10 protein-coding genes are annotated in these 19,418 nt (G+C 66.0%); 2 read left to right on the top strand and 8 right to left on the bottom strand.

The features are described from left to right. Positions 1-14: 14 nt before the first annotated feature. The 7 genes from ABIC76_RS01440 to ABIC76_RS01470 form a co-directional block, all read right to left on the bottom strand. Entirely contained in the window at positions 15-1,865 is a 1,851-nt protein-coding gene (locus ABIC76_RS01440) for a polysaccharide deacetylase family protein (RefSeq protein WP_102066272.1), read from the bottom strand. Then, positions 1,862-2,848 (bottom strand): hypothetical protein, encoded by a 987-nt coding sequence (locus tag ABIC76_RS01445; RefSeq protein ID WP_102066271.1) that lies wholly within the window; start codon positions 2,846-2,848, stop codon positions 1,862-1,864. Before ABIC76_RS01445 ends, ABIC76_RS01440 begins: the two co-directional genes overlap by 4 nt. Positions 2,849-2,858: 10 nt before the next feature. Further along, positions 2,859-3,902 (bottom strand): bactofilin family protein, encoded by a 1,044-nt coding sequence (locus ABIC76_RS01450; protein ID WP_102066270.1) that lies wholly within the window; start codon positions 3,900-3,902, stop codon positions 2,859-2,861. After that, positions 3,899-5,224 (bottom strand): glycosyltransferase family 2 protein, encoded by a 1,326-nt coding sequence (locus ABIC76_RS01455; protein ID WP_102066269.1) that lies wholly within the window; start codon positions 5,222-5,224, stop codon positions 3,899-3,901. The genes ABIC76_RS01450 and ABIC76_RS01455 overlap by 4 nt, the downstream gene beginning before the upstream one ends. 21 nt (positions 5,225-5,245) lie before the next feature. Then, on the bottom strand, positions 5,246-6,397 hold the full coding sequence (gene wecB, locus ABIC76_RS01460) for a non-hydrolyzing UDP-N-acetylglucosamine 2-epimerase (protein ID WP_102066268.1): 1,152 nt from the start codon (positions 6,395-6,397) through the stop codon (positions 5,246-5,248). Between the two features lie 557 nt (positions 6,398-6,954). After that, positions 6,955-8,256, bottom strand: a complete 1,302-nt coding sequence (locus ABIC76_RS01465) for an MFS transporter (RefSeq protein WP_102066267.1) — start codon at positions 8,254-8,256, stop codon at positions 6,955-6,957. A gap of 139 nt (positions 8,257-8,395) precedes the next feature. Further along, positions 8,396-9,217, bottom strand: a complete 822-nt coding sequence (locus tag ABIC76_RS01470; protein ID WP_354532724.1) for a putative hydro-lyase — start codon at positions 9,215-9,217, stop codon at positions 8,396-8,398. A 210-nt stretch (positions 9,218-9,427) separates the two neighbouring features. Here ABIC76_RS01470 and ABIC76_RS01475 point away from each other — a divergent pair, with 210 nt between their 5' ends. Beyond that, on the top strand, positions 9,428-10,342 hold the full coding sequence (locus ABIC76_RS01475; RefSeq protein ID WP_102066359.1) for a glutaminase: 915 nt from the start codon (positions 9,428-9,430) through the stop codon (positions 10,340-10,342). A gap of 36 nt (positions 10,343-10,378) precedes the next feature. On the opposite strand, the gene ABIC76_RS01480 is transcribed toward ABIC76_RS01475, so the two are convergent. After that, complete coding sequence (locus ABIC76_RS01480; protein ID WP_027679083.1) at positions 10,379-11,323, bottom strand: LysR family transcriptional regulator; 945 nt, start codon at positions 11,321-11,323, stop codon at positions 10,379-10,381. A 313-nt stretch (positions 11,324-11,636) separates the two neighbouring features. Here ABIC76_RS01480 and ABIC76_RS01485 point away from each other — a divergent pair, with 313 nt between their 5' ends. Further along, positions 11,637-19,391: a glutamate cyclase domain-containing protein gene (locus ABIC76_RS01485; protein ID WP_354532725.1), complete on the top strand. Its 7,755-nt coding sequence runs from the start codon at positions 11,637-11,639 to the stop codon at positions 19,389-19,391. Positions 19,392-19,418 lie beyond the last annotated feature (27 nt).

Raw genomic sequence — 19,418 nt, forward strand, 5'->3', positions numbered from 1 at the left:
CTTGTGTCTTGTGCTCAGGTGCCGGTCTTCAGCTTGGCTGCAATCGTCAGCTTGCTGCCGGCGCCCGCCACCACGCGCCAGTTGTTGCCTTCCCGGACCACACTGGCCTGGCCCGCCTCGACGCGCGGCTCGGCATAACGGTCGGCCGCAAACAGCCACGTCAGCTCGTTCAGGGTGTCCGGGTTCTCTGCCGTCACACGCACGTCGCCGCGCTCCGATGTGGTCTGCCACACGGTCTTCTCGCGGCGCTCGGCAAAATCGGCCATCTGCGTGATGGTGTGCCAGCGGAAGCGCTTGCGCGCCTCTTGCGCATCGGCGGCTTCCATCAGGGCGTCAATGGCATGCAGGTAGCGCACCGCACCCGGCGGGTGGAAGTAGATCAGGCGGATCTCGCCGGAGTCGGTGGTGAACTTCACCAGCGACGTCAGCCACGCCGCAATCTCCGCTTCCGGAATGTGCGCCATGTCGGCTTCTTCAATGGTCGCGTACTGCCCGTACGTCTGCACCGGGAACGACCAGATGTGCGCGTCGCGCCGGCCGTTGCGATACGTGCGCGTGGGCCCCTGGCCGATGTTGCCGGTGAAGTAGTAGCCCTTGACGTTGTGCTCGTCCAGCCAGCGCGTTGCCCACTCGGGCTGGTTGCCGGTCGGGGCCGAATATTCGGTCTGCGGCTTGCCGGTCAGCGCCTCGATGGCGTCTGCGTTCTTCTGCAGATAGGTCTCCATGGTGGCCTGGTTGTCTTCCGTCACGTTCAGGCCGAACCAGTCGTGAATCCAGCCGCCGTGGCTGCCCACCTCGTGCCCTTGCTTCATCAGGCCGTGCACGACCTCCGCAAACGCCGGGTTGTGGGCCAGGTTCACGCCCAGCCCGTCGCCAAACTGGCGCTGGTCGGGGCCGGCGGTGATATGGAAGCTGAACGGGCCGCGCTTGAAGACGCCGTCTTCGATCAGCTTGTCGGTGGCGTCAATGCAGATGCGCGCATCGCAGTGCCAGTTCAGCACCAGGCCACCCACGCCCTGCGGCGCCGGCGACAGGCGCGGCTGCTCCAATACGTGGCCGGCAAAGTAGCTCAGGAAGCCGTGCATCAGCACGCCGTCGGTGCGCAGCTTCAGATACGTCAGCGGCAGGTTGACGAACAGCACGTGGCCTTTGCCCACGGTGCGCTCGCCGGCAATGATCGAGCTGTCTTCGGAGCGCAGCAGCACCTTGCCGGCGTAGTCGCCGTGGGTGCGCAGGGTCGGGTACTGCAGCATGTCCTGCCCGTAGCCCGACAGCACGGCGCGCCCATTCGACACGATCCAGCGCCCCGGCGGGATATGCAGGTCGACCATCGCATCGGGCTGGCCGTAGACGGTCGCCTGGCTGGCCATCTTTTCGCCCAGCGTCGAATAGAAACCGTATTGCACGCCGGCCAGTGTCGACAGGCGCGAGGCGCCATCCTCGTAGAAGCCCTTTTCATTGAGGATGCCGGCGTCATACACCTGCATCAGCGCGCCGCCGTCCTGCACGAACTGGCTGATCTGGTTGACCAGCGCGGTCGTCATCGAACGGTGCACGGTGTCCGGCAGGATCACGCCGGCAAACAGGCGCTCCCCATTCAACCCGTGGCGCACGAAATCCGATGCCGACATGGTGCGCAGGCGCACGCCCTCTTCCAGCGCCGCGTCTTCCCAGGCCTGCACGTAGATGCGGTTGTCTTGCCCGAGGTTGTCGGGCACCACCAGCACGATGTCGTCGGTCTGCGGGCGGCCCGGGCCAGCACTGAGGTTGCGCGCCAGCAGCAGCGCACAGGCCGCAAAGGCGATCAGGATCAGCAGACTGGTCAGGTGCTTGCGCCAGTCGATGCGCTTGGAAGGTGTGCTCATTGGGAAACAGCCAGTGCATGCGAGAGCCCGATCAGCGCGCCCTCTTCCATCAAGTTCCAGCGGCCGGCTGCGCGCCATTGCGGCGCGGCCTGCAGCCACTTCTGCGCGGTCGGCGCATCGCCCAGCGTGTAGGCAGCCCAGGCGATCAGGCCCCAGGGGAACGGGTCCGCCTTGCCCGACAGCCACGTCTGCCCATGGCGGAACATCCACACCGCCCACTTGCGCCGGGCAGCGGCGCCGGTCTCCAGGTCATGCACCCACGGATACACCGGCGCAACCGCCGTCGGGTAGAAGCCGTACGGCGTGGGCGGCAGGCTCACGCGTGCAGGATCGAGCGCGCCGTTCAGTTGGTAACCGTAGGCATGGGCGAGGCCGTCCATCATCTGCTTGTGCGACGGCAGCGCGGCCAGTTCCAGCGTGTAGTGCAACGCAGCCTTGGGGTCGGCACGCAGGCGCTTGAGCGCGCCGGCCACTTCCACGTTGTCGGCAAAGTAGGCTTCGGGTCGATCGGCAAACGCCTGGAACGTGGTGCGCTTCGGGTCCCACAGCGTAGCGAGGTGCGCCAGCGACAGGCTGCAGCTGGCGAGCAGTTGCGGCGGGCCGTGCAGGATCTCGTTGACGAGCAGGCACCAGAACACGGCTTGCGAGTCGTCGGCATCGGCGTGGCCGCATGCTCGCCAGCCGTCGGCGCCGCTGCGGCAGATGCGCGGGAACGTGCCATTGGCCTGTTGATACGGCAGCAGCCAATTGGCCAGCCCCACCGCCGGCGCCTGCACGTCGACACCGAGGCGGTGGGCGACCAGCAAGGCTTCGATCGCAACGTAGGGCTCCACGTAATCGCCTTGGGCGAAGACGGTCATGGCGCCGTCGGGCGTGGTGAAGTCTTCAAACATCGTGGCACCGTGCACAGCGGCAGTCGACAGGGCAAGCCCGGCCAGCACCGCGCCACAGCGGCGAACGCAAGCGCGCCAGAACGTGACCATGCGTGCCTCCTTACCCTTCCACACGCGCAAACTCGTGCGCGGTAATCACGCCGTGCACGACGCACCCCGGCGAGACGAACAGGCGGTTGCAGACGAGCGTGGTCGGTGCATCGGGGCGGCCGATGCGGCAGTTCGGCCCGAGCACGATGTCTTCAAAGCCGATGAGTGGGCCCAGCACCGCGCTGCCCGCACCGATTTCCAGGTTCTTGCGCGCCGACAGCGTGCCCGCGATGCGCACGCCATCACCCGTGCGCAGGTGCCCGTGCGTCTTGATGCTGCCCTGGAGCGCCATGCCGCCCGCGACGCGGCAATCGCCGCGCACCACGTAGTCGCAATCGGTTGCCTCGTTGGCCGCGAGCGTGGCATCGCCGTCGAGCACGCGCCGCTCCGTGGCCGGCTTCGGCAAACCGACCGGCTGCGCTGCGCTGCGAACGTCGCCAAACATCACCTCACCGGCGCCCGCCCGCTCGAAGCGCGCCGGGGCGGCCATCTCGATGCGCTCCTCCGCCGTGACGCGGCCTTCGACGCGCACATTCGGCAGCAGCCGCACATTGCGGCCATGCACCCAGCGCTGCACCACCACGTTCTCGCCCAGCTCGATATCGCCTTCGGCCAGGCAGGCGCGCAGGCGGGTATCACGCTCGACTTCGACATCCTGCTCGACATACAAATCGGCGCGCACGCGGCTGCGCGGGCCCAGCCACGCATTGCCGCGAAACACGACGATGTGGTTGACCTTGTCGAGCATGCGCGCCAGCCCCGACTGCTCGACCGCGGGGCGGCCGCGCGGGTCGCGCGCCACGCTCAGTTCTGCGCTCACGGGCACCTGGTAGGCGGCACCTTCGGCGCGCATGGCTTCGATATCCACGCCGTACTGCTCCTGCAGCCGGCGGCGGAAGCTGTTGGCAAAGAAAGTGAGATTGTTCGGCTGGTCACGCCGCATCGGCAGCGGCGCGGAATCGGTGGGGCGCAGCCACTCCGACAACGCCGGCAGGAACGGCAGCACCAGCAGGCCCGCAACCGAACCGCTCAGCAGCAGCATGCTCCCGATCATGTGGCCTCCGTGCCCGTGGGCACCGGCACCTCGCCGGCCATGATGTTGACCACGCCCGCGGCTTCCGTGCGGAAGCGCTCGGTCTTGTCCCACACCAGCTCGCGCTTCTTCACGGCGTCGATCACCTGCGTCACGCCGGCGCGCGAGATCGTCATCATGCTGACCAGGAAGCCGAACAGGTTCAGCGGCAGCAGGCGGATGCGGTTGCGATGCCCGTCCAGGTAGGTGGCCGCCGCGATCTCGAAGAACGCCGCATTCGTGCCCAGCCCGCCGTAGCACAGCAGCGCCGCGAGCAGCACCCAGCCCGAGACGATCGACTGCGCTGCCGCATAGAACAGGATGACGGCCACCACCCAGCCGGCCAGCTGCACCATCGGCATGACGAAGATCAGCAGCAGCAACGCGCCGTCCAGCCGTTCCAACCGGCTGATGCGATCGTTGGCGAGCAGCTTGCGGATGTTGTTCACCATCACCTGGTTGTGCCCGCGCGACCAGCGGCTGATCTGCTTGAGCCGCACCGGCCACACTTCGGGCACCTCTTCGTAGCACTCGGAGCGGTTCTGGTAGACCGTCTTCCAGCCGTGCTGCAGCAGGCGGAACGTCACGTCGGTGTCTTCGGCCAGCGTGTCGATGTTCCAGCCGCCGATGTCGTCCAGCGCGCGGCGGCGGATGCCGCCCACGGTGCCGCCGTATTGCGGCACCAGGCCGAGGTTCATGCGCGCGGTCTGGTCGACCTGGTAGCCGCCGGAGCGCTCCAGGTCGAGCAGGCGGGTGAGCAGGTTCGCGCCGGCATTCACCGGCACCACGCGGCCCATGATGGCGCCCACTTCCGGGTCGAAGAACGGCGCCACGAGTTGCTTGATGAGGCCGCGCGCCGGGAGGTAGTCGGCGTCGAACACGATCATGATCTCGGCGTCGATCAATTGCGTGGCGTCACGCAGCGCCGCCGCCTTGCCAGGCCGGCCTTCGGTGCGGTGGAACAACTGGAAGCGCCCGGGGTTGCGCGCCGCAATCTCGTCGATGATCTCGCGCGTGCGGTCCTTGGAGCGATCGTTGACCGGCATGATGGTCAGCTTGTCGCGCGGGTAATCCACCAGCAGCAGCGCGTTGAGGCAGTCGGCAATCACGCGCTCTTCGTTGTGCGCCGCCACACAGACCACCACGCTCGGCCACGCGCCCTGTTCGATGTCGAGATACGGCTGACGCTGGCGGCCGAACAGCCGGTTCAGCGTGAACAGGTAGTGCCGCGCGGTGTAGACGACGAGCAGCGTGATGATGCAGAACGCAAGCACCAGCAGGATATCGATCGCAAGCGTGGACATGGTCTTCGTTGCCTTCGGCCGTCAGGCCGCTTGAAGTTCTTCGCCCAGGAACTCCTGGACATGCGCACCGCCCAAGGCGGCCACGATGCGCTGCGAGGCGAGCCCGTCGCCGTATGGGTTCAGGCGCTGCGAGAACGCGCGCCAGGCGTCGTCGTTGTCGTACAGGTGGCTGACGGCACCGACGATGCTGTCCACCTCCGTGCCGACCAGGCGCACCGTGCCGGCCTGCACGGCTTCCGGGCGCTCCGTCACGTTGCGCATGACAAGCACCGGCTTGCCCAGCGACGGCGCTTCTTCCTGCACGCCGCCCGAGTCCGTCAGGATCACGTGGGCGCGCTGCATCAAGCGCACGAAGCGGGCGTAGTCCAGCGGCTCGATCAGATGCACGTTCGGCAGGCCTGCCAGCGCGGCCTGCACGGGCCCGCGCACGTTCGGGTTCAGGTGGATGGGGTAGACGATCTGGATATCGTCGCGGCGCGCCAACTGGGCCAGTGCCTCGCAGATATTGGAGAAGCCCGAGCCGAAGTTCTCCCGGCGGTGGCCCGTCACCAGTAGCACCTTGCGGTCGTCCTTCAGGAACGGGAAGTGCGCATCCAGCTCGGCGCGGAAGGCGTCGTCCTTCAGGATGCGCTGCGTGGTCTGCAGCAGCGCATCGATCACGGTGTTGCCCGTCACCAGGATGCGGCCGCCCAGGTTTTCCGCCTGCAGGTTGCGGCGCGACGAATCGGTCGGCGCGAACAGCAGATCGGCACACACGTCGATGGTGCGGCGGTTCATCTCTTCCGGCCACGGCTGGTAGAGGTCGCCCGTGCGCAGGCCGGCTTCCACATGGCCGATGGGAATGCGGCGGTGGAACGCCGCCATGGCCGACATCATTGCGGTGGTCGTATCGCCGTGTACGAGGATGCGATCGGGCCGCACCGTTTCCAGCACGTCGTCAAAGGCGGTGAGCAGGCGCGCGCTCAGTCCGTTCAGCGTCTGGTTCTGCGTCATCAGTTCCAGGTCGATCTGCGGAACGATGTCGAACAGGTCCAGCACCTGCTGCAGCATCTGCTTGTGCTGCCCCGTCACGCACACGACGGATTCCATGGCCGACTGCTCAGCCAGCGCCTTGACGAGCGGCGCCATCTTGATCGCTTCGGGCCGCGTGCCGAAGACGGAGAGAATTTTCATAACCGGATAGAAGAAGCGCCGCCTACGCGTCGCAGACGCGCACACCGCACACAGGACTGACGAAGGGAATCGATTGACGCCTCGTCCGTGCCTCCTTCTTGTTGTCGTGCGACCGTGGGGGCGGGGATATCGTGCGTCGTGCAGGCCGCAATTTTCTCAATGAACGCGCCATTGCCGCCACCCCTCGTTTTTTTAAACAGAAAGGCTGACTAGGATTACCCCTTCTTTAGGGGTGACGGTAATGAATGGGAAGCCGCGGAGAAAAAGTGACGAATACACGCGTGCGTTGCTGAAACTGTCCGCTGGGCGCGGAACCGCACTGGCGCTTGCATTGCAGCCGATTGATTGCCTGAAATCGAATGACCGGGCAGTGAATCAGCGTTTCATGTCCGGTTTGTCTTGAAAACCGAAGCATGCGCAATTGCAACGCAAATGAAAACACAAAAAGCGAGAATCATTCCCACCCATTCGAGGGGTATGTCGATTGATCAGCAAAAAAAAATGCGCGGCGCCTTCCAAACGCCGCGCGCTGTGCATTGTTGGGGGAAGCACAGAAGTTAAATCGATTCGAGTTCGCGACCGCGTGTTTCGGGCAACGTGAGCGCCGCCACAATCAGCAGGCCGTAGGCGCCTGCTGCGAAGATGCCGATGGCATGGCCGAGCGAAGAATGCGCACTCACCTGCCCGATCAGGAACGGAAAGCACGCGCCAACCGCCCGGCCGACGTTGTAGCAAAAGCCCTGGCCCGAGCCGCGCACCGACGTCGGGAACAGCTCGGTCAGGAAGGCGCCCATGCCGGCAAAGATGCCCGACGCAAAGAAGCCAAGCGGCAGGCCGAGCAGCAGCATCATGCTGTCGGTAACTTCCAGGTGCGTGTAGGCCAGCGCCACCACCATCGAGCCCACCGCAAAGAGGATGAAATTGCGTTTGCGGCCCAGGCGGTCGGTCAGCACGGCGCTGGTGAGGTAGCCGATGTACGACCCGATGATCACCACGGCCAGATAGCCGCCGGTGCCCAGCACGGTGAGATGACGTTCGGTCTTCAGGAACGTTGGCAGCCAGGTGGTGATGGCGTAGTAGCCGCCTTGTGCGCCGGTGGTCAGCACGGCGGCGCGCAGCGTGGTGCTCAACAGCCGTGGCGAGAAGATGGCGAAGAAGCTTGTACGTTCGGCGGCCTGCGACTTTGCTTCCTGAAACACCTCCGGCTCTTTCACCAGCCGGCGCAGGAAGAACACGAACACCGCCGGCACGATCCCAACGAGGAACAACGCGCGCCATGCGGTTTCAGGCGGCATCACGCTGAAGAACCACGCATACAGCAATGCCGACGCGCCCCAGCCCAGCGCCCAACCGGCCTGCACCATGCCGACGGCCTTGCCGCGGTCCTGCGCGCGAATGGCCTCGCCGATCAGCACGGCGCCGGCCGTCCACTCGCCGCCAAAGCCGAAGCCCATCAGCGTGCGAGCAATCAGCAGTTGCTCGTAGTTCTGCGCGAGGCCGCAGAGGAAGGTGAACACCGCAAACCAGAGGATCGTGATCTGCAGCGCGCGCACGCGCCCGATGCGGTCCGACAGGATGCCGGCCACCCAGCCGCCTGCCGCCGATGCCAGCAACGTGCAGGTGCCGATCAACCCCGCATCGGCCTTGGACAGCCCCCACACGCCGATCAACGTGGGGATGACGAAGCTGAGGATCTGCGTGTCCATCGCGTCGAGCGCGTAGCCGACCTTGCAACTCCAGAACGTGCGCCGCTCCTGCGCGGAGATCTCTCCGTACCAGCGGAACAGGCCGCCGGAATTGGCTGCGGCTGAGGCGTCCGGCTCGGTGGGCGCTCGCGCAACCGTGGCTTCGGTTGTCATGGTGTTTCCTCCTTGTTACTGATGCTGTCTCGATGCGTTGATCGCTTATTGCTATAGACGAGCGCCTCTGCGTGCGCCAGTTGGAACCCCGATACCCGTCCGTCTTGTCTGTCTTTCTTCCGGCCCTGCGAGCGCGTGTTCAGGCGAGCGCTGCGGTGCGCAGGTCGGTGATCAGCATGTGCCCCGGCGCATGCGTGATGCACAGCTCAGGCCGCGCCTGTTGCACCACGGCCTGGGGTGTCACACCGCAGGCCCAGAACACCGGCACCTCGCCCGGCTGCACGGGCACCGCATCGCCCCAATCGGGCTGGGAGATATCTGCAATGCCGATGGCCGCCGGATCGCCAAAGTGCACCGGCGCCCCGTGCGCACGCGGCATGCGCGAGGTGATTTCAATCGCGCGGATGGCGTCGGGCACCGTCATCGGCCGCATCGACACCACCAGCTTGCCCGCCAGGCGCGACGTGCCGACCGTCTCGATCGACGTGCGATACATCGCCACGTTGCGCGACAGGGCGATATGGCGCAGCGGCACGCCGGCCTCCATCAACGCATGCTCGAACGAGAACGAGCAGCCGATGGCGAAGGCGACCATGTCGTCCGTCCACAGCGCTTCAACGTCGGCCGGCTCGTCGGCCAGCTCACCGTTGCGGTAGACGCGATAGCGCGGCACGTCGCGGCGCACGTCAACGTCCTGGCCCAGATGGCGGAATACCGGCACGCCGGGCTCGGTCACGTCCAGCAGCGGGCACGGTTTCGGGTTGAGCTGGCAGAAACGCAGGAACTCGTTGGCCCACGTATCGCGCAGCATCACGATGTTGGCCTGCACGTAGCCATCGCACAGACCGCTGGTATGGCCCCGCAGCACGCCCGAGCGCGCCGCCAGCCGGGCGGAATACGGATTTGCGTAGGCCACGCGGGCACCCGTGCGGGCGGGTGCGGGCGCCGGTTGTTCCGGCATTCTCTTCGCCTGGGCTGTCTCCACTGCCGTCGTCATGCAAGTGCTTCCCAAAAGGGTGGTTCGGTTGTTCGTGCGACAAATTGTGAAAGCGTGATGAAACGCGGTCCAACGAAAGTTTCGGATTGCGGGCGATAGGAAAAGATGATTGCCGAGGCGACTGCAGCACCGCGTGTAGAATCCTCGCCCCACCGTTTGCCCTCCTGGCCTGACATGGACTACCAAGCGATCCTGGACACTATCCACCGCGACATCCAGCCGGTCCTCGGCCGGGGGCGGGTTGCCGATTACATCCCCGAGCTGGCCGGCGCCAGCGCGACGGATTTCGGCATGGCCCTCGTCACGCTCGGCGGCGATGTCTACACGGTGGGCAAGTCCGATGTGCCGTTCTCGATCCAGAGCGTGTCCAAGCTGTTCGCCTGCACGCTGGCCTTCCAGCTCGAGGGCGAAGCGCTCTGGCAGCGCGTTGGCCGCGAACCTTCCGGCAACGCATTCAACTCGCTGGTGCAGCTCGAATACGAGAACGGCATCCCGCGCAACCCGTTCATCAATGCCGGTGCGCTGGTCGTGACCGACGTGCTGTGCCGGCGCTTCGTGCAGGCCGAGACCGCGCTGGTGCAGTTCATGCGGCGGCTGGTCGACAACCCGCGCATCGACTACGTGCGGCGGGTGGCCGAATCCGAACTGGCCCACGCCGACCGCAATCGCGCAATGGCGCACTTCATGAAGAGCTTCGGCAACCTGCACATGCCGGTAGAAACCGTCATCGATGCGTACTGCCGCCAGTGCGCCATCGAGATGGACTGCACGGACCTCGCACGCGCGGTGCTGTTTCTCGCCAACGGCGGCGTCGTGCCGTGGAGCGGCGAGCGCATCGTCGAGGCCAGCCCCGCCAAGCGCCTCTCCGCACTGATGCTGACCTGCGGCACCTACGACGCAGCAGGCGACTTTGTCTATCGCGTCGGCCTGCCCGCCAAGAGCGGCGTGGGCGGCGGCATCGTTGCCGTGCTGCCCGGCGAATTTGGCGTGTGCGTGTGGTCGCCGGGGCTGGACGTCAGCGGCAACTCGCTGGCCGGGCTGCAGGCGCTGGAATGGCTGACGACGCTGACCGGGCGCTCGATCTTCTGACGCTGCCGCCACGGCACGTTGCGTAGTTCAGGCGGCTCAGGCCGCTTCCGAGTTGCGCTCGACTTCTTCGGCGATGGCGTAGCGCGGGCCGACCGACAGGCAGAATTCCCGCGCCATCGTGCGCGCCAGGCCGACGATAGCCTCGTGCACCTCCAGCCCCGCCCCCGCGCGCCACGACGCGATGATTGGCAAGGTGGGCAACGCCGGCTCCACTTCCAGCACCGTCAAGGCGCCGCTCTCGATGCGGTCGCGCACCAGAACGGTGGGCAACGCGCCCACGCCAAAGCCGTCGCCCACCAGGCGCGTCATGGCGGCCACCGAGTTGACGCAGTTCACGCGCGGTGATTCCACGCCGCTCAGGTGCAGCAGGTTGAGCATGTCCTGATGCGGCCGCGAGTTGCGCACGAAGGTGATGAGCCGTTCGCGCGCCAGTTCGCCCAGGCTGCCATACGGATGGGCCAGCCGCGAATTGGTGGCCACCACCCAGTGAATCGGGTACTGCGCGAGCTGCACGTTGCGCACGCTTTCGGCGCGCAGCAGATCGGTCTGGAAGGCAATGTCGAGCGCACCCTTCTGCAATTGCTCGACGAGGTGCATGGCGCTGTCGGCCACGAGTTCGATTTCCAGCGCAGGGAACATCTCGGCGGTGCGCGCGATGAGCGGCGAGAGCCACGTGTGGATGACGCTGTCCATCGCCCCCACTCGCACGCGCCCTTCAAAGCCCGGGCGCTGCGCCACCGCCGCCTGCAATTGGTGCAGCGTGCTCACCATGCGGTCTGCGTATTCCAGCACCTTGTGGCCGTCGGGCGTGAGCTGCACGCCGCGGGTGTCGCGGTCGAACAGGCGTACGCCCAGCTCTTCTTCCAGCGCGGCGATCCGCGCCGAAATGGAGGCCTGCGTGGTGAACAGCTTGTCTGCGGTGAGGCGAAAACTGCGCAGCCGCGCCACCCAGACAAAGGTTTCCAAGAAACGTAGGTTCATGCCCTGCCCCTCGTATTGTTGTATGCGGCTCGCCTGCGTCGCACCCGCAGCGCCATCGGCCCATGCAGCGCGCCCAGGTTACGGATTTTCGTGCTGCGGCGCACGCCCCTGCGCGCCTGTTCGGTGGTTTTTACGCAAGCCCCATCAAAACTGCCACGGGACTTCGTAGTTTCTACAACGCAAGCGCTTCCACGGCCACGCTGCACTACGTAATTCGCCAATAGCTGCGTCGGCAACCGGCGTCCAGAATGCCCCTATCACCCGATTGCTTTCAATCAGGCCCACCCCGCATGGGGCGCCGCTGGAGAACACCATGCCCGCCATCGACGAGATCAACGGCCGCATCGTCTACTACCGTCCGCCGCCCCCTCCGCCGCCTCCGCCCACGCCCGAACAGAAACAGGCCGCCGCCGACGCCAAGACCAGGACCGACGCCGCAATCCAGACGGCCAACACGGCGGTCAACAACTACATCAACAACGGCGACGACTCGAAGGCCGCGCAGGCCACGCTCGACAAGCCGCTCTCGGACGTCATCAACTCGGTGCAGAACGAGTTGCGGCGGCAGGCCGACGAAGCGCGCGCGGGCAGCGAAAAGAAGGCCATCGAAGACGCAGCCGCCGCCATCAAGAAGCGCGACCCGGACGCCAAATGGCTCGACAAGATCGTCGACGACGCAAAAGACGCGGTGGAGAAGCAAGACCCGAGCCAGCGCACCGCCTCGGAAGCCCGCGACGGCGTGCTCGACGCGCAGGACAAGCTGCAGGACGCGCAGAGCATCAAGGTCACCAACCGCACGATCGCTGAAGACAAGCAGGACTCGATCAACACGGCGCAGGCCAACCTGAACAAGGCCATCCAGGATTTCAAGACCGCGCTCGGCAATGAGCTTTCCACGTACGAGAACTTCGGCTCGGGCGACAACCTGAAGGCCGCCAACGACGCCGCCGATGCGCTGGCAAAAGCCCATCCCGACTGGGACGACGGCAGCCTCGCATTTGCCAGGAACATCGCCACGGCCGACGCGGTCCAGTACCAGATCAACCACATCAACCCGAACGACCCGACGCTGTCGGCGCAGGACAAGGCACTCGCCACCAACGACCCGGTGCAGTTTGCGTGCGTGCAGCTTGCGCGACCGCATGCCAGCGACAAGAACGCCGAGCAGATCTACGAGCAGATCGGCGCGGCCAGCTACGACGTGCGCGTGAACTACACCAAGGACCAGGTCGCCGCCAAGATGAAGGCGGGCGATGCCGAGGGCGCGCTGAAGATCCTGTCGACCAACATGAACGACGTGTCGGTCACCAGCGCCGACCCCGAAGCGCGCGCGCATCTGTACGAAGTGGCCGGCGCACCGTTCTTCAACGCGCACAGCGACTACTTCAACAAGCAGATCACCGACCTCACCCAGGTCTACAAGTACGATCCGAAAGACACCGACAGCGGCAAGAAGATGGCCGACAGCACGGTCAAGTACGACGCCGTCGGCAAATGGATGAAAGACCTCGCCAAGGTGGCGCCGCCCGAAGTGGCGGGCAACCTGCTGACCACCGTTGAAGACCGCTTCAACGACAACGGCCACTGGTTTCAGAGCAATTCGGGCGATACCTCCGGCCTGATCCCGCACGGGTCGGATTTTTACGGGGGCTTGAGCCTGACGGCCGCCGTGGCCGATTCGCCACGCTTTGCCAGCGATCAGCCGAGCACCGACCATGCCCAGCAGGTGGCCAACTGGCTGACCACCAACTCCAACGCCAAATCGTTCCTCTACAGCATGCAGACCTCCGGCTCGGGGGGCAGCATGCCGTCGTGGGTGCCGGTGCAGAACGCCGTGGGCGACGGCAATGGCGCCACCGTCACGAACGCGCTGATCCAGCAGCACGGCAAGGACTTGCCCAACGCCGACATGCTGCAACGCGCCTTCGACCGCGGCAACGAGAAGGTCCAGCAGAAGCAGGCGGAAGCGGACTACAAGACGTTCCAGGCCGACCAGAACGGCGGCCTCAAGAACATCTTCGGGCAGATGTCCAAAGCCACGTTCGGCAAGGACAACCCGCTCTACAACGACAAGACGCAGGCCTTCACCGGCCCTGACGCCGATACGCAGCGCAAGAACTACATCGGCGCGGCGCTGATGATTCAGGCCGACAACTCGGGTGCACAGGCCAGCGGCGACACCAACGCCGCCTGGTACACCAGCGCCAACGGCACCAAGATCATCAACGAGGTCAACAAGGCGATACACGACGCCGGCGGCGACAACCCGAGCGTGAAGGCCATCCCGATCGCCTATGTCGACAAGAGCGCGGGGGTCATGCCCACCGCGCTGTTTGAAGTCACGGACAAGAACGGCACGAAGCATTACGTCGATGACCGCGGCTGGACCTACGACAACCTCGACGACTACCGCCATAACAACGCGCTGTCCGACGGCGGCACGATCTACCTACCCAAAAACCTCGCAGGCAAGGTCGGGCTCGACAGCAACGGCGTTCCCGACGTCGACCACTTCAGCGCGCACATCACCACCACGGGACAGAAGATCCGGCACGTTGTCGATATCGTGGCCGGTGTGGCGACGGCGGTGGGCGGCGTGATCCTGTCGGTGGGCACGTTTGGCGGCGCATCGATCGTGGGCGGCGCCATGGTGGCCGTGGGCACAGGCTGGATCGTTGGCGAATCCGTCGACCATCTCCATACGCTGGCTGACCACGGCCGCTCGTGGTCGCCCACCAACCCCGAGGCATTTAACGACTGGCTCGCCATCGTCACATCCGCAGCGGGTGAGTACAGCTTGGCGGGCAAAGGTGTGTCCGCGCTGTCGGAAGCGGCGGCGGCCTCAAAGATGTTCACGCTCACCCGCTCGGCTTCCGATTTGGTGGCCGGTGGCGGCGGCATCGTCATGACCGGCGCGCAGGTCAAGGACCTGCTGATGTACGGCGACCGGATGTCGGGCGAGCAGAAGGCCGAATCCATCATGTTCCTGGGCCTCGGCCTCGGGCAGGTAGGGGCAACGCGCATGCTGGAGCGTGTTGGCCTGTCGCAGGGCACCGAACGCGTCGGCCTGCTCAATGCACTGAAGAACAACGCCGACCGCTACAAGCCGACCGAGATGGCGCCCGAACCGACCACGGTGGCCGCCAACGACCCGGCCAGTGCCGGCCGCCCCACAACCGATCTGACCACCGAGCCGGTCATCACGCAAGCCGGCGGCAAGACCAACGAGCCGGGCACCACCACGCCCGGCACGGAAGGCAAGGACGGCACGACCGGCAAGCCCGCCACCGACCCGGTCGACCCCGCCGCAGGCAAGCCCAAGACCGCAGGCGAACCGACCACCGAACCCGGCAAAACCAGCCCGCCCGGGGACGAAGGCAGCCCGACCAACACGACACCTGCCCGCCCCTCCCGGCCGCTGCCGCGTGCCCTGGACGACCTGGCCAACCCGGAGGTCACGCTGACGAGCTTTACCGACACGCAAAAGGCGCTGGACGCCGGCACGCAGAACGCTTTGTCGCAGCATGCCGATCTGCTGCTGGACGCAGAGAACTACCGCACCAGCGGGACCACCACCGGCCGCCACCCGCGTGGCATTGGCGTGCGGCGCCTAGCTGCCGCCCTGCGAGAGATGAGCGACGAGCAGCGCAAGCTCATCCTGAGCAAGGCCGAGTTCGCGCACGACACCGCCAACATCAAAGACCCGGTACGCATGAGCTGGCGCCAGCGCATGCAGCTCTATCGCGGCAAGTCGTCGGTATTCGGGCGCACGGCGGATCGCATCATGTCGCCGGTGGACCGCATCCAGGCCATGTTCATCGACCGCGGCATCCGCAATTTCTTCGTCAAGGGCGGGACAGAAGACGCTGCCGCCGCGCTGATGGGCAAGCGCATCCTGATGGTGACCGGCTTTACGGTGGGGCGCGACCCGACGACGGGCCGCAAGCTGCCCGAGACAGACGGCCCCGTTGGCACCGGCGAGAAGGCTGCCGTCCTTGCGCAAGCCGGCTACGACATCACCGTCGCCACTGACTCGGCCAACATGCCCGTGCTCAAGGCGGTGCTCGACACGTATGAAGGCGGCCACCTGGTCAAGCTTGAACTGTTCGATGCCAAGCGCGGCCAACCCGCACGCGATGCGGCCAACGAACTGCTCGACCGGGTGCAGCCCGAAGCCGTGGTCGCCATCGAGCTGCCCGCGCGCAATGCCGACGGCGATTACCTGAACATGCGCGGCATCTCGGTCGCCGATGTCAATGCACCGAAAGACCAGATCATTCTGGAAGCCAACAAACGCAAGGGCATCGTTACGGTGGGCGTGGGCGACGGCGGCAATGAGGCCGGCATGGGCAGCCTGCGCAGCAAGATCCCGCCCGTCAAACTGGCTGACGGCAGCACGGTGGATTTCGCATCGACGGTGCCGGTGGACTTTCCTGTCACGGCGTGGAACTCCAACTTTGGCGCGCAGGCCATCCTGGCGAACATGCTGCGCAACATGGGCCGACTGGACCTCATGCCCAAGCCCGAGCAACTGCACGCGGCCATCAAGGCTTCGGTGGAAGCCGGCGCGGTGGACGGCGTGAGCCGCAAGGGCGAAGCCAGCGTCGACGGCTTCGCCTCGCAGGTGCACCAGGGCATGCTCGTGCTGTTGCGCAACGCCATGAACCACATGCCCGATGGCAAGACGTTTGACGAAGCCACGCCCAACGAACCCTTTACCGTTGCGGCCTTCGACTCCAGCAACGGCGGGCTGATCGCGGCCAAGAACATGCTGGCCATCATCAAGGCCGAAACCGGTGAAGACCTGCAGATGGTGCCGGTGGTGGACCATGCCAACGCGCCGTACGGCCCCAAGAGCCCCGAGACGCTCATTCGCTTGGTCGGCAACGGCCTGCAGACCGCGCAGCGCCTGAAGGCGGCCATGGTGGCGATGGCGTGCAACACCGCGTGCACGGCGTTCCCGAAAGCGCTGGACAACGTGGACGTGCCCGTCATCAACCTGATTGACGTGACCTCGCGCGCGATGGTGGAACACGGCGGCGACCGCCCTGCCGTCATCGCTACCGCCGGCACCGTCAAGAGCGGCGCATATCAGAACAAGGTTGCCGAACTGACCGATGGTGAGATCACCCCGCAGGCCGTGGCTGCCCACAAGTTTGCGGATTTCGTCAACGACCTCAAGCACAAGAGCGATGACCCGGCAGTGAAGGCAGAGCTGCAGGCCGCCTCGGACAAGTACGTGGAGGAACTCGATCCGAACACCACATCGCTGTGGCTGTGCTGCACGCACTATCCGGCGATGAAGGATTTCCTCGTAACGTCGCTGCAGAAGCGCGGGATGGATATTCCCGTGATCGATCCGATGGAGTACCAGGCCAAGGCGCTGCTCAACGAAATCGGCAAGAGTGAATGGCACACGCCCAGCGCGGCGTACTCCACCGATCCGTACGTCGTGACTTCCGGCAAGACGGGGCCCGTGAGCCAATCGGTGCAGAACCTGATGGAGCGCCTCAACGTGCCCGTGCAGCGCGTGCGTAGATTCGGCCCGGGCAAGACGCTGGACGGCACCATCCCGCCGAACCCGCGCATGGAGCCGACGCCCATCAGCAACGCCGTGATGGCGATGTTCAACCCCGACATGGCGCGCATTGAAAACCCGAAGGGGGTCGACAACGCCGCCGCTGCCCTGCAGGACAGCAATCGCATCCTGGTGTTGGCCGGCGCGCGCAATGCGCATGGTGCTGTGGACACCGACGGCATCGCCGGCGCCGCCGTGTTCGGGCACGACATGCAGGCAGCCGGCAAGCAGGTTGTGTATGTGGTGCCGCACGAGGCGGTACCGGCACTCGATGCGGCGCTTCAGGCACGCGGCGCCGCCGTCAACGACTACAGTATCGTGCCGTTCGACGCGGCACCGGGCGAGCAGGCACGCACCACCGCGCAGGATCTGATCCATCAGGAGTCGCCGGACACGATCGTCTCCATCAACGTGCACGGGCGCAACGCCGATGGCCGTTACATCGACCAGAACGGCAACGACGTCACCGACCAGACCGTGCCGCTGGACGAGGTGGTCGCCACCGGCTGGAAGACCGACGGCGTGACGACCATCGGTGTGGGCTCGCGCGGGCATGAGGCCGGCATGGGCAACACGCGCCGCACGGCCCCGCAGGTAACCCTGCCCGACGGCACCGTGGTCGACCCACGCTCCGTGGTGCCGGCCGACCACTACGTGAGCGCATCGAACTCCAACTGGGGCGCACACGGCCTTGCCGCGTCGGCGTTGAAAGCCGCCGGCCGCACGGATCTGCTGAGCACGCACCAACAGCACATGGACGCGCTGGAGGCGAGTGCCAACGCAGGCGCCGTGGATGGCGTGACCGGCCGGGCCGACCCGACCGTGGGCGGGCACGACACCAATACCTACCAGACCGTCGTGCAGATGATCAACCTGGCCGCGGGCAAGAAGCCCGACGTGCCCCCGCCGACGACTGCGAATGCAGCAGGACCGAACGGGCCGAATGGACCGAGGGGTCCCGAGGGCCCACAGCCCAAAGACCCCGCGTCCACCACGGAGCCCACCGGCAGCAAGACCACCGAGCCGATCACCGCAAAAACCAGCGAAGCCGGCAACGACGGCAACGGCACGCCACCGACCGACCCTGACAGCGCCGCCAACGCCGGCGAGCCCAAGCGCAAACCGTGGATCCGCTGGATCTTCGCGGGCTCGCTCACCGGGGCGTTCTCCACGGCGGCGAGTTCGGCCACGCTTACCGGAAGCGCTGCCACGCATGCGGTGTTCGATCCGACGATCACGAGCCCGGTCTCGTTCATGTATCGGGGCAGCATCGCGGCGCTGCGTGCCAACAAGACACGCGCGATCAACGAGCAGCTGGGCAAGCTCGGCACGGAAGACTCTGCCTCGGCGCTGGCGTGGCTCAAGGCCAACGTGCGTGACCGGGCCGGCCGCTGGGGCCTGTCCAAGACAGACCGTGCGGCCATCGGCGAGGCGCTGGACCACTTCCAGGCCAACCCGGATGCACTGACCGATGCGCTCAGCAAGAAGGACAACCCCGACGCCCAGACCGATCGCAACGTGCAGTGGCTGCAGGCATTGACGAGCGCACCGGCCAAACTGCTCTCGCCCAAGAGCCCCATGGGCCGCGCGAACGACACGCTGCAGCTGCTCACGCTGGCGCTGAACAACGGCAACACGGCTTACTGGTTTGCCACCCACGGCGCGCACCTGAACACACCGGCGTTCTGGAGCAACGCGCTGTTCCTCAGCGCCAACCTTGCGCTGTCGAGCCGCAACTTTGCCGGGCGCCTGGGCGCCACGTTCAACGACAAGGCGACCAACACGAGCCCGTGGCTGAACCGCGCACAGGCCTTCACGATGTCGCTATATACGGTCGGTTCGGTGCCGCTCGCCATGAACGACGCCCTCATGCATACGAACAGCCCCGCCATAGGCGCGACCAAGGCAGCCCTGGACCTGGCCTTCGGTGCGGGCGCACTGCGCATTGCCGGGGACCTGATGCCCAAGCTCGGCCAGCGGTTGCCCAGCAATGCCATGCTGCCCGGCGGCGTGATCCTGGGTGTGGCGGCCGTCACGCGCTTCGGCATCGAGCTGTTCGTGCCGAACCAGGCGGCCAAACCGGCCGTGGCGCAAGTCCAGGGCAACGGCAACGGCAATAACAACGGGCAGGACCAGAACAGCCAGCCCATTACCGCGTTCCCGCTGCCCGACATGCAGGGCGTGAGCGGCGATGTACTTCGCGCCAACGCCCCGCACGCGTTGCCATCGGTGGGCACGGCGACCTCGCCGCAGTACGCCATCGTTGGCCCGGGCGACACGCTCTGGCAACTGAGCGCCGCGGATGCCGCCAAGCTGCTGGGCACCACGGCCCCGGCATCCGACGCGCGTACGGCCGCCGCACTCGACAAACTGCCGCCCATGAACAGCCAGTTCGACTGGGCGGCGCTGGATGGCAATCCGTACACGCAAGGCGCAACGGGGCTGGACCCGGATCTCGTCGTCCCGGGTGACATCGTGCGCATCGGATAGCCCGGAAAGCGGGCACGGATCGGCGGA

This window comes from Ralstonia sp. 1138 (genome assembly GCF_040544795.1).
GTDB lineage: Bacteria > Pseudomonadota > Gammaproteobacteria > Burkholderiales > Burkholderiaceae > Ralstonia > Ralstonia flatus.